General features: G+C 66.3%; 8 protein-coding genes and 2 pseudogenes. 6 read left to right on the forward strand and 4 right to left on the reverse strand.

The features are described 5' to 3' along the window. The first annotated feature begins 964 nt into the window (after positions 1 to 964). Positions 965 to 2,029 (forward strand): integrase core domain-containing protein, encoded by a 1,065-nt coding sequence (locus M2266_RS32205; protein ID WP_277441805.1) that lies wholly within the window; start codon positions 965 to 967, stop codon positions 2,027 to 2,029. Between the two features lie 262 nt (positions 2,030 to 2,291). Here the strand turns inward: M2266_RS32205 and M2266_RS32210 are convergent, their stop codons facing one another. Continuing rightward, a complete protein-coding gene (locus tag M2266_RS32210; protein ID WP_277441806.1) occupies positions 2,292 to 5,954 on the reverse strand; it encodes a toll/interleukin-1 receptor domain-containing protein in 3,663 nt (1,220 codons plus the stop codon). Here M2266_RS32210 and M2266_RS32215 point away from each other — a divergent pair. Next, complete coding sequence (locus M2266_RS32215) at positions 5,953 to 6,942, forward strand: DUF4231 domain-containing protein (protein WP_277441833.1); 990 nt, start codon at positions 5,953 to 5,955, stop codon at positions 6,940 to 6,942. The two genes, M2266_RS32210 and M2266_RS32215, sit on opposite strands and share 2 nt — an antisense overlap. Before the next feature lie 228 nt (positions 6,943 to 7,170). Further along, positions 7,171 to 8,269: pseudogene (locus M2266_RS32220) on the forward strand (integrase core domain-containing protein). A 46-nt stretch (positions 8,270 to 8,315) separates the two neighbouring features. Here M2266_RS32220 and M2266_RS32225 read toward each other — a convergent pair. After that, a pseudogene (locus M2266_RS32225) lies at positions 8,316 to 8,978 on the reverse strand (HAD family hydrolase). A 438-nt stretch (positions 8,979 to 9,416) separates the two neighbouring features. On the opposite strand from M2266_RS32225, the gene M2266_RS32230 reads away from it, so the two are divergent. Continuing rightward, positions 9,417 to 9,839, forward strand: a complete 423-nt coding sequence (locus tag M2266_RS32230) for an excalibur calcium-binding domain-containing protein (protein ID WP_277441807.1) — start codon at positions 9,417 to 9,419, stop codon at positions 9,837 to 9,839. 13 nt (positions 9,840 to 9,852) lie between these two features. Next, positions 9,853 to 10,158 carry a hypothetical protein gene (locus tag M2266_RS32235; protein ID WP_277441808.1) on the forward strand — a complete coding sequence of 102 codons (306 nt, stop codon included), beginning with the start codon at positions 9,853 to 9,855 and terminating at the stop codon, positions 10,156 to 10,158. Between the two features lie 108 nt (positions 10,159 to 10,266). Here M2266_RS32235 and M2266_RS32240 read toward each other — a convergent pair whose 3' ends face one another. Continuing rightward, positions 10,267 to 10,404, reverse strand: coding sequence for a hypothetical protein (locus M2266_RS32240; protein ID WP_277441809.1), 138 nt, complete (start codon positions 10,402 to 10,404; stop codon positions 10,267 to 10,269). Positions 10,405 to 10,465: 61 nt separating this feature from the next. Further along, positions 10,466 to 11,335, reverse strand: coding sequence for an IS5 family transposase (locus M2266_RS32245; protein ID WP_277441810.1), 870 nt, complete (start codon positions 11,333 to 11,335; stop codon positions 10,466 to 10,468). A gap of 468 nt (positions 11,336 to 11,803) precedes the next feature. Between M2266_RS32245 and M2266_RS32250 the strand changes: the two genes are divergently transcribed. Then, a complete protein-coding gene (locus M2266_RS32250) occupies positions 11,804 to 12,649 on the forward strand; it encodes an IS5 family transposase (RefSeq protein WP_277441410.1) in 846 nt (281 codons plus the stop codon). Positions 12,650 to 12,675: the final 26 nt, after the last annotated feature.

The raw sequence follows: 12,675 nt of genomic DNA on the forward strand, positions 1-12,675 counted from the left end.
TCTGGAGTTTTCCTCCAACTCAGCGGGCTTTCAGCACCGTCGGGACGACAGGATTTGAACCTGCGACCCCTTGACCCCCAGCGTTCGACCAAGCTTGACGGTCTGTCATCACTGGTCCCGTGCAGTCCAGATAACCCAGGTCAGGTCCCGTTCTACGAGGACAACCATGACGACCATTCCGGCTCCATGACGACTCGTCCGTGAGACGCCCGTGAGAGACAGGCGGATGCAACCCCGGATGGAGACGCGAGCCCGCTCCACTCAAGGCCGCATGCCTACATCAGACAACATGACCCGTCGGCAACCGTGCTCCGAGGCGTCTGGACGTTGATGTCAGGAGCAGCCTGCCGACCTCGGCTCGCACAGCCGACATCCTCGGCGATCACACGCACCGGCCGCACAAGTATTCGCGCGGCGTGGACGGCCGAGGATTGGCCACCCCCGGCACGGGGGCCCACCGGCCGCGGTGCGCTCGGTGCGACGGTAGACCGTACGGCGACTGCCAGGCCGGCCGGTCACCTCGAACCGAGACACCCAGGTCACGGCGCCGTACGACCGGGTCCTGGAGCGGTTCGGCTGCCAGGCCGGGGAGCCAGGCGTCCAGGAGCTGGTGGTTGGCGTTGACGCGGAATGTGCCGTGCGTCCGGAAGCGCCCGAAGGGGCACCTGTGGCAACGGCGGAGAACGATCGGCAGGCAGGTGGAAACTACCACCCAGGTTCTGGACATGGAGATACACCGGTTCCAGTGAGAAGACCACAGCGAAAAGGAGCACGGCGCACAGCTGCGACGCGCGACGGTTCAGCGCTCGGGGTGTCTCACTTGGTGTACAACGGCACGTCCTTGCCTGCGGGGCTCAAGAACACGAATCACCGCCTGCCTCTGCATACCGTCGCTGTGAGGATCCCGGCTCCGTGAGCAGCGACTCAACCACGCCTGGGACCATGTTTCGTGATCTTGTCCACCGTGTACGCCGTAACCCGTCGCCTTCTCTCGCTGCCCGCATTACTGCTACGCCGTGACGTTGCCAAGGCCGCGGAGTTGCTGGCGCTGCGGCATGAGAACGCCGTCCTGCGCCGACAGGTCCCGCGCGTGCGCTACAAACCAGCCGACCGCCTGTGGTTCGCTGCGCTCTCGCACCTGATACCGCGCCGCCGCTGGTCCCAGGTCTTCCCGATCACCCCAGCCACCCTGCTGGCCTGGCACCGCAAACTCGTCGCGAAGAAATGGGACTACAGCCAGCACCGCCGACCCGGACGCCCGCCCACGGCCACGGCCGTCAAAACCCTGATCCTGCGCATGGCTGCCGACAACCCGGAATGGGGCCACCGGCGCATACACGGCGAACTCACCCGCCTCGGCCACAAGATAGCCGGATCCACTGTGTGGAACATCCTCAACCACGCCGGCGTCAACCCCGCCCCACGCCGCACCGGACCCACCTGGAAACAGTTCCTCACAGCCCAGGCCGAGCACATCGTCTCCGTCGACTTCCTGCACGTCGACACCATCAACCTCACACGCATCTACGCCCTGGTCCTGCTCGAACACCGTAACCGCCGTGCCCACCTGCTCGGCGTCACCGCCAACCCAACCGGCCCATGGACAACCCAGGCTGCCCGCAACTTTCTCATGGACACCATGGACACCCCGAATCGGAAGTTCCTGATCCGCGACCGCGGCAGCCAGTTCAGCGACGCCTTCGACGCCGTCTTCACCGACGCCGGCTTGCGCGTCCTGAAAAGCCCGCCCCAGGCCCCGAAAGCGAACGCACACTGCGAACGGTTCATCGGCACCCTACGCCGCGAACTCCTCGACCAAACGCTCATCCTCAACGAACAGCACCTGCGCCGAACCCTCACCAGCTACCTGAAGCACTACAACGAGCACCGGCCCCACCGCGCCCTGAGCCAGCTCTGCCCATCACAAGCCGAAACCGGACCACCACGCCCCATCGACCTCGCCGAGCACCGAGTCCAGCGCACGGCAGTCCTCAGCGGACTCATCAACGAGTACCAGATCTCCAGCTGACGACACGACGAACCCGCAGATCAGCGGCCAAATCCTATATTTGAGCCCCACACGGTGGCCCGCCTCTCAACTCGCGCCGCAGCTCCCCGGCGGAATGGGAATGTCGGGTCCGCGCCCTCCGCCACGCCGGCTGCGCGCCGGTGTGCTTCGTGCCCTTGCCAGAGCGACGCTTGCCGCGCTGGGCAGCGGAGTTACTGGCGCTGGTGCCGTTGGATCGCCAGACGCCCGTGGGGTGGGTGCGAGCGCATTTGGAGTAGGGGAATCAACACACCCTGATGAAACGCTGCTTGGGGGCTACGACGGCCCAATCCGCAGGTGCAAGTCGAAGATCGCTTTGCCCGCAGAGGGCGGTGTACCAGTGGTCGGGAACGAGGGATATGGTCACGAAGGCGGTCCCGTCGTGCAGGGAAACAGCCCGAGTGCCACCCGGGCCGAGGGCGGGCGGCATGGTGGTGCTGGTCACGGCCCGGAGGATTTCCCCGCGATGGCGCAGATCCCACAGGTGCACGACATTGTCGGCGTCGGTGAGCAGGGCGATGTCCGCTACGGAGGAGATGGCCATCGCGCGGACGGGGAAGTTCACGTCGATACCCAGCTGTGTTGATCGGTGGGTCACCGCATTCCACTCGCGCAGGGTCTCTCCCGACACCGAGGTGGTCAACAGAGTTGACCCGTCACGGCTATACGCGGTGGCAGGACCGACATTGTCAGTCGACCACGTCTGCCGCCCCGTGGCGGAGTCCCACTGGCGTAGCCGGCCGTCGACACCCACAACGTTCAGGAAGCGGCCGTCAGGGCTGAGGAGGACCGACTGCACAAAGCCCGACTCCATCAGGTTCCCGTAGGTTCGGACGATGTGTTGGCCTGCCACATCCCATTCGGTGACTGAGCCGCTCTCGTGCAGACCGAGGTAGACCCTCCGCCCGTCGGGCGAGAAGAGCACTCCGATCGGATACTCCTTGGGAAGCTGGATGTTGGCGCTGGACAGCCGGGCGATCCGTCGGCCCGTCGCCGACGCGAACACCTCCAGGAAGTAGTGCTGTGAGCTGTCCGTCTCGACCACAGCCACCCGCTCTCCATCGGGACTGTAGGCGACACCACTGGCCGTACCGGCGAGGGTGGAGACGCCCGCAGGGGCACCGGTCCCCGTGTCGTACTGCCGCAGCCGTTGATCCACGCAAGCCACGGCTGCCATGTCGGAAGCCGGGGACACCGCCCACACACCCGAGGCCGGACCCTGGACGGCAACCTCCGACACCAGGTGTCCGGGGGCGCCGCGATCCCAGACGGCTACGGCCCTGCTGGTGTCGACCGCCGCGACCATGCGGCCGCTGCGGTCGAGGTATGGACTGTCGGGCTCAGCGTCATCGTCGACGGTGCTCAGCACCCCGCGCTTACGGGTGATCAAGTCCATGCCCAGGGTTCGAGGGGCTTCGGCGGCGGCTGCTTGTGCGGTGTCACCGCTGAGGCCGCTGACGTCCCGGTTGGCGCCCTGCAGCGCGTCAGCGATGACCGGGCCGAGGTTCCGGCGTGACACCAAGTCCCACACCGCGTATTCCTTGGCGACCTTCCCTACCAGCAGCACTCGCCCGCCATCGGGAGACAGCGCCTGAGCGGACATACCTGGGCGGGGGGTCCAGGGCGTGCCGCTGCTCCCGACCGGTACGACCTGGGCGGTGCCGGACTCGGTGTTGATGACGGCCTCTCCGCCTGCCGCCCATCCGACGAGCCGGGACGCGGTCGGAAAAGTGCGGGTCCAGGTACCGGTGCTGTGTCGCAACGTGTTGTGCCCGCCCGCACCCAGGCACCACATCACGCTGTCCGAGCGTCCCAGACTCACGCAGTCCTGGTCGAAGGTGGCTCGGCGGCCGTCGGAGACACTCCACGCCAGCGTGGAGTGCGCGCCGGCTATCGATGCCGTGGCGGTGGTGCCGTCCGAGCTCACACCACCGAACCACCCCAGCGCGCCCGGCACGAAGCCGGTGGCGAAAGATGACGTCACCCGCATCGTCGAGGTCCGGGTGAGCGTGAGCCGGCTGCCGTCGACCAGCGCCAGCAGCGTGCCGTCCGCGGTGAACGCGTTTTCCGCGTTGGCTGGAAGCGTCCCAGGAAGCGTGCCGATCAGCCTCCAACCGACCGTGCGCCACAACTGCACGGTACGGTCCGTTCGCTCGACGGCCAGCAGGGAACCGTCGGGACTGAACACGACGCTGTAGGAGAGTCCCGAGGTCCCAGGGAGGATCTTCATCAAATGGTTCTGCTGCTTGAGGACTGTGGCCATCGCGGATCGGGACTGGACCGTGTCGGCTTCTCGGTAGGCGGCCGCGCTGAGCAGTGCGGCCATCGACAGATTCCCGCCCGGGGTATGCAGGGCCTCCGCTGCCAGCGAACGGGAAGCAGCCTCACGATGCTGAGTCTGCGTCCCGGTCTGCGCGACCACCACAAGGGAACTCAGCGTGGTCATGGCCACCGCGACTGCCACTGCGCCGGTCCGGAACGTCAGCGTGCGGCGGCGCACCGCGCGCCGGCTGACGTCGATCAAGGCCGACTCGCGTTCGGTGAGATCGGCGTGGAAGTCGGGGTCTTCGGGGCGGTTGGCCCTGAGCCACTGGGCTGCCCGCAGCTCGTCCCTGCGCAGGAGGAATCCGCTGCTCAAGCCACTTCTCCACCATTCATGCGTCTGGATGCCCAGTCGGGTGTGGCCGGCCACCCAGCGGAACTCCTGCCGGGTGAAGGCCAGTATCTGCCGGATGGCGTGAGCGAAATCATCACTGCTCGTCATGTCCAGGCGCTGGTAGGACGTGAGGTCCTGCCAGCCGGCCTCTCGCATCGCGGCCGTACAGCCACTTGACAGGGCGGGATCGATGACGACTGGCAGAACCCGTTTGCCCTGCTCGATCGCCTGCTGACACTCCTCCCTGCAGTACACGGAGCGCAGGGCATTACGACTGATCAGGACGACGAAGGCGTCGGAGGTGCGGATGGCGTCCGCGATGGACTGGCGCCACTGCTCGGACGGGTTGATGCTCTGCCAGTCCACCCAGACCGCGCGCACCTTGTCCTCAAGGCGAGCGACAACGGACGACGCCGTATCGCTGTCACTCCGCGAATAGCTGAGGAAGATCGCTCCTGCACCGACCTGCGCATGCTGGTCGGCATCGTCCGCGCTGTCGGCGAACGGGTTGCGGGAGCGGGCGGCGTGGGAAGCGGACGCGGCCAGGCCCGCCGAGATTCCCCCGGCTACCAGCCCGGCCGCTGCGGCAAGCAGCGGCCAGTAGGACGCCTCGAACGACGGGCCGAACAAACTGTCGTAGCACTGGTCAGCAGTCCAGCTGAACCAATCGGTCACGTCCTGCTGCGGAGGGCCATATCTCCGCGATCCGTACGCTACCGGCAGGGCCGCCCGCTGGGCGAAGTAGGCCACGGATCCGACAGCGATGGCCCCTCCAAGTCCCCACAGTGCCATTGACAGTTCAGGAATTCGCTGCCGCGGCGGCGCGCCCTCCGACCTGAGAACCACTCCACCCGAAGCCAAGGAACCGACCCACAGGACCACCAGGGCCGGGCGGTAGAACCAGTGTGCTCCGAGGGCTGCGCAGAGCAGGAGGTCCACTGACACGAGCAGGAGGATGAACACAAGGTGGACCACGACGTTGTGCGGCGCGAGAAACTGCCGCCAAGTCCACGACGCGCGCAGGTCGCTGGACCGTGTGCGGATCCAGATGACCGCGTACTCCTCGTAGGGGCCGGTGGCCAAGCTCGCGAGGAGAGCTCCGCCGAGTGCGAGCACCGGGCCGAAAACCGGATACATCACCGCCCAGGACAGACAACAGGCGATTGCCCACGCCGCAGATTCGATCGGGACGAGACGAGGGAGGGCTGCCGGGAACTTGACAAGTCCCGTCCGTTTTCCGCCCGTGTACATGATCCCCTCCCGGCTCCTGCGTGCATCGCAGGTCCGCCCCGATCAAGAAGTTCTCACAAAATCCCTTATGGCGAACGGCTTTCCCTACACTGTGACCATGGAGGATCCGGGGGGCAGTGCGCCGGTCGTTGAAGCGTGGGGTCTGCAAAGCGTCTGGTCGCAGGCCGCGGACCAGATCAAGACCTCAGTCGTCAGAGCCCGCGCCTGGGCCCTTGTCCTCGGTATCACCGCAGGAACCTCGGGAACGTTGGCCAGCGAGATCATCGGGTCGCATGTGACAGCCGGAAAGATCCTGGCTTTCGTCGCGGCCGTTGCCGCCGCAGGCGTTCCCCTGGTCGGACGCTGCTACGCCACCGACCGGGTGCGCGACTGGTCCCGGCTGCGGTCCGTCAGCGAAACCATCAAGTCCGAGCTCTACAGCTGCCTGGCTGGGGCCGCGCCCTACGACCAAACCGGGGCGGACGCCGAGCTGACAGGCCGTCTGGAACGCATCAGGGCGGAGGGCCGCGATCTACTCCATTATCTGGACGGTTTGACGGCGGTGCCGCGTCCGCTGCCCGAGGTGACAGACATCGCCTCATACGTTCGCATACGCCTCAAAGGACAGGTCGAGACCTACTATCGGCCTCGATTCCGGCTCATGGCGCGCCGCTCGTCCTCAGTCCGGAGGGCCGAGCAGTCCCTGGGTGCCGCCGGAGCGCTCTTAGCCGCGCTGGCTGGCGTGACGGGGCTGTCGTGGCCCGGCCAGTGGGTGGCAGTCAGCGCCATGATCGCACTGGCGGTCACCGCTCACGGGTCCGCGGCAAAGTACGACTACCAACAGATGGAATTCTCCCGAACCGCGGCGGAGTTGGAGCTGTTGTACCGGAGCTACGAGCGATCCGGGGACGTCTCATCGACAGCGAACAGTGCCCTGGTCGCACGCTGCGAGGCCGTGATCTCAGTACAGAATGACGGGTGGATGGTGAAGTGGTCCACCGACCAGTGATCCTTGCGCTAGCCAATCAAGATCAAACTCATCGTTGGCCGCTGTATCGCTGATACTCGCGAACAGGATGCTCGCGGCGCCTGAGAGGCCTGGTCTCACCGGTGTTGCCCCTGCCGACAACCCCATCCACCCAGGTGGGACGGGGTGTGCGAGATACGGCAGGTCTGGGGAGGGGCGGTAACCCGAAGGCCCTGACATGGTGGGGATGCCCGAGAATGATGATCAGCTGTGCTGCTGCGACTGGCCTACCTGACCGTGACGAACGCGTTCGCGATGCTGCGCCTGCTCCCCATGAGCGATCGGGAGCGGGGTGCTGAGATCCTCGCGCTGCGGCATCAGATCATGGTGCTGGAGCGCCAGCTCGGCAACGAGCGAGTCCGGTTCACAGCGAGTGATCGTGCGTTCATGGCCACCCTGTTGCACCGGCTGCCACGGGACGTACTACAGAGACTGCGCCTGCTGATACGCCCGGACACCGTGCTCCGATGGCACCGCGACCTGGTCGCACGTCGCCACGCCGTCATTTCCCGGCCGAAGCGTCCGGGAAGACCACGAACTGTGCGCTCCATCCGGCTCCTGATACTGCGGCCCGCCCGAGAGAGCCCCAACCGGGGATACCGCCGCATCCCCGGTGAACTTCTTGTCCTGGACGTGAAAGTAGCAGCCTCCACGGTGTGGGAGGTCCTCAAGGATGCCGGCATCGACCCTGCGCCCGAGCGGGCCTCCAGCACGTCGGTAGACTTCCTCCGCTCCCAAGCCGATGCCCTGCTGGCCTGCGACTTCCTCGAGACCGTCACCCTGACCGGTGCGCGGCTCTACGTCTTCGCCGTGATCGAGCACGCCAGCCGCCGGATCCGAATCCTCGGCGCCACCGCCCACCCGACCGCATCATGGGTGACGCAAGCCGCGAAGAACCTCGCCATGGACCTCGAGGACGCCGGCCACCGGGCGAAGTTCCTGATCCGGGATCGGGACGGGAAGTTCCCCGAACTTTTCGACACCATCCTCAACGACGCCGGCATCGAGATCGTACTCAGCGGCGTTCGGCTACCACGCCTGAACGCGATCATGGAACGGTGAGTACAGACCTGCCGACGTGAACTCCTCGACCGCACCCTGATCTGGAACCAGCACCACCTGCTCCACGCCCTACGGGAGTTCGAAGTGCACTACAACTCCCACCGACCCCACTAAGGCATCGCCAACACCCGCCCCCTCGAACCAACTCCAACCCCAGCCCGCCAACCCGAAGCAGACCAACCACCTCAACATCCGACGACGCGACCGACTCGGCGGCATCCTCCACGAGTATCAACATGCCGCTTGACCTGCACGGATGATATTTTCGGCAGGCACAGGGGGGGCGACGACGGTCAGTGCGCTGCAGCGTTGAACTTTGCAATCTTCTCCGGTAGGTCCGTGAGGGAGTCGACGCGCATGGTTGGGATGGTGTCGGCCGCCGGGTCGTGGGCTTGGACGGTGCCCCAGGGGCCGCGGCGGATCAGCGCCGTCAGGTAGCCGGCCTGTGCTGCGGGGCGGATGTCGTTGTTCGAGGCGGTCGCCGACGTACAGGATCTCTTCGACTTCGAACGGGACGACCTCGGCGACTTTGACCAAGAAGCTGGGATTCGGCTTGCTGGCGCCCCAGTCATCGAGGTGCCGATCAGGTTCACGTCCTCGGAGAACAGCCCGCGGAGCAGCCCGCCGACGCGGACCGTCTGGTTGCCGGTTATGACGAGCCACAGCCCGGCCGTCCGCAGTTCGGCCAACGCAGGTCGCACGTCCGGGTAGAGATCCGTCTCGTCGAAGTGCTCCGGCTGCCCGGCGGCGGCGCGGGCTTCACGCTGCTCGGCGAGGTCGAAGCCGGGGGCGAACTCCTGGACGACGTCTCGGTAGTCGCGGCCCTGCGCGATGACGGCGCCGAACATCGCGGCGAACGTGTGGCCGGGTACGCCCAGCCAGTCGGCCCAGGTCCCTTACTCCCGGGTCTCATCCACCAGGCACTCACCTACGTCGAAACCCACAGCGCGAATTATGGCGGCATCGTATGGGACCGGTGCGACCGGCTGCGGGCCGCGACTGTCACAGTCCGTTCACGGGCGCGTTCTACCGGCTGTCACACCGCCCCCTAAAGCTGCGATCATGACCCCCCACTCTTCCGCCCGGCCCTGCCGCGCTGTCTGCCGCCGAGGCGAACGACGCCCTGCGCCGGTACGCGGCGGGCCGGGTGGCGTGGGGTCCGCGGGAACTGGCGGAGCTGGCCCGGCTGCGGCAGGACTGGGCGCAAGCCGTGCGGATCCAGCAGCGGGTGGGGCGCGGGGATGTCGTGCAGGCGGGCGTGACCACCGCCCGCCGTGCGGCCACGGGCATCGCGTGCTGTCCTGAGAGAGGACACCCGCTCGAGGCGAGGAGCCATCATGGGCGCTCCATGGCCACCGCCGCGGCCCGACTACCCCCCGGGTCGCAGACCGCGGATGTCGTGGAAGAAACGCCTGCTCATCTGGCTCTTCGGACTCGTGGCGGCCTTCATCGACCTGGGGGTCATCTTGCAGGCCATCGGCGTCGACACAGCCCCGACGAAGGCCCCATCCCAGAGCCCATCAAGTTCGGCCGCGACTTCCGACCGGCCGGCAACCCCTACCGTGCCTGCGGGTCCGGAGCACACCGAGACGCCAACGCAGCCCGTCACCCCAAGCCAGCCCCCGACGCCCACCGATGAGCCGCCCACGCCCGCCGAAACCCCATCAAGCAGCCCGTCACCTGAAGGTCCCGCGTACTTCCGTGACTGCGACGAGGCGCGGGCAGCCGGGGCGGCACCCCTGTTCGCCGGCGATCCCGGGTACCGGTCGGGGTTGGACCGGGATGGCGACGGGGTTGCGTGCGAGCCGAAGCCCTGACGAGGAGGAGTCCATGCACCACCGGTACATCGCTACGACCGTCATCCTCGCCGCCGCTGCCCTCGCCGCTTGCACGGCGGGTAGCGACCCAGATCCTGCCTCGCCATCGACAACAGCGCCGCCTACCACTGCCGCAGCTGACCGTGCCGAGCTCATCAAGAGGTGCTCGGATGCAATCCAGGCCGGCGAAGACACCGGCGATGCAACCAGCCCAGAGTGCGCGCGCCTGTCGGGTGCCGACTACTTCGAGGCGATCCGGATCGCGAACACCGCCCGCCAGGACGCGCTGCAGAGCAGCATCGACGGAGCCACCCCGTAGTCGGATCGGGCTCGAGGTTGTGCCCTGGCCCTCAACGGCCAGGGTGCCCGAACCGCCAGCGTGCATGGGATACGGAAGTCCTACGACCCGGCGGTGACATCCCCGGGCCTACTTCGCGGCGGGCCAGCCTTCGGCGTCAATGGCGGCCTTCAGCTCCCGGTGCAGCTGCATCCACCGCTTCTCCGCCCGTGCGGCGACGGCTTTCGGGTGCCGGTGCAGGGCCATGACGGCGGCCAGCTCCTCCACCCGCAGCACCCCCAGCGGGTCGGCCGCGTCCTCCGATAAGAGGTCGTTTCATCCTGTTGTTTCATCCTAGGATGCGGCTTTGATGTGCTGGTGTCGGGTCGCGCCAGGAGATGGTGTTCTCGCCAGTGAGGCGGCGGGCCATGAGGTCGGTCATGGCCAGGTGGATCATAGCTTCGGAGCGGTGGGAGTGGGTTTCGTAGTCGCGGGTCAGGCGGCGGTGGAGCATGAGCCAGCCGTAGGTGCGCTCGACCGCCCACCGCTTCGGGATCGGGGCGAAGCCCCTGGTCCCGGGGGTGCGAGTGGTGATTTCCATGTCGATGCCAAGGGTGGCGGCGTGTTCGACCAGGTGCCGGCGGTAGCCTCCGTCGACCCAGACCTTGCGCAACCCCGGATGGTCCGCGGCGACTTGGTTCAAAAGGGTTTGCCCGGCGGTGGAGTCCTGGATGCCCGCCGCGGTGACCAGGATCGCCAAGAGCAGGCCGAGGGTATCGGTGACGATGCTGCGCTTGCGGCCTACGATCTTTTTGCCGGCGTCGATGCCCTGGCTCGTGGCGGGTACGGAGGTCGAGGTCTTGACGCTCTGCGCGTCGATCACGCAGGCCGTCGGCTCGGGGCTCTTCCCCTCCTGTTGGCGCACCAGCTCTCTGAGTAGGCCGTTGAGCTGGGCGAAGACACCGTCCTTCTGCCACCTGGCGAAGTAGCCGTAGACGCTTTGATGCGGCGGGAAGTCATGGGGGAGATAGGCCCACTGGCAGCCGGTGCGGTCCACGTAGAGGATCGCGTTCATGATCTCGCGTAGGTCATGCCGCGGAGGCCGGCCGAAGTCCAGAGCCCGACCGCGACGCTCGAAGCGCCATGCGGACAGCACCGGCTCGATCAACTCCCACCGCGCATCGGAAAGGTCACTCGGATACGCACGTCGTTCCGTCATGAACTGGGCATACCGGCTGCTGGGGGCGTGCGCCCAGGCGTGCAACCCACCATGCCGAAGCATGGGACAGACTCGGGCGTCCTGGAATGAGACAGGCGCAGGCAGGTTTTCGCCCCATCTGACACACCACTGGCCTCACCATTGAGAACCGCCACTACGTCCACACCATCAACACCTCAGCGAGGGGCATAAAACGCTCTAAAAACTGACTCTTATGATGAAAACGACCTCTTAGAGGACGTTCGTGTCATTTACGTGATGGTTTGACCTGGTTCTGTCGTGCCGGGATTAGCCGCATACAGGCAGAACAGGCGCTTTGCGGCAGCAGCTTCGGAAGGCGTGACCCCACCTTTCGCCCCGGTTCCAGCTGATAGCTCCTGTCCGGTTCGAAGAACCCGCTGAATACGGCTTTTGCCTCGCTCGATCGAGCGATATGCCCGGGTGGAGACCTCGTGCATGAGTATCACCATGACTTCTTCGCAGCCGCGCCTGCCGTACCTCAGTGACCTCTCCGATGCCCGGTGGGCGTTGATGGAGCCGACCTTGACGGCCTGGCGGGTTGAGCGCCAGAAGACCTCGCTCAACCTCGGCGGCAAGGTCACTGACCTGCGGGAAGTCATGAACGCGATCCTCTTCCTCAACCGGACCGGCGTCCCGTGGCGCTACCTGCCGCACGACTTCCCGCCGCACACCACCGTGTTCGGCTACTTCAGTGCCTGGAGTGTCGACGGCACCATCAGGAAACTCGGCGTCCACCTGCACCGGATGGTCCGTGAACAGGCAGGACGCACCGCCGAGCCCACCGCCTGCGTGATCGATGCGCAGAGCGTCAAGACCGCGACCAGCGTCCCCACCGACACTCAGGGCACGGATGCCGGCAAGAAGATCGTAGGCCGCAAGCGCAGCATCGCTGTCGACACTCTCGGTCTGTTACTGCTGGTCATCGTGACCGCCGCCAGCGTCTCGGACAACGAGGCCGGCAAACAGCTCCTCACCCAGCTCGCCACGGACTACCCCACGATCACCAAGGCATGGGTCGACACCGGCTACAAGACCAAGGCCATCGAGCACGGTGCCGCCCTCGGCATCGACGTCGACGTAGTCCCACGAAACGAGCAGGTCAAAGGCTTCTCCGTGGTCCCAAGGCGCTGGGTCGTCGAGCGAAGCTTCGGGTGGATCATGATGCACCGCCGCCTCGCCCGCGACTACGAGACCAAACCCGCACACTCCGAAAGCATGATCCGCATCGCGATGATCTCGAACCTCGCGAAACGAGCAACCGACGAAACGCCCATAACCTGGCACAACCCATGAACTATCCGGTTTTCAACTGGAACGTC

Origin of the sequence: Streptomyces sp. SPB162, assembly GCF_029504575.1 — a bacterium.
Lineage (GTDB): Bacteria > Actinomycetota > Actinomycetes > Streptomycetales > Streptomycetaceae > Actinacidiphila.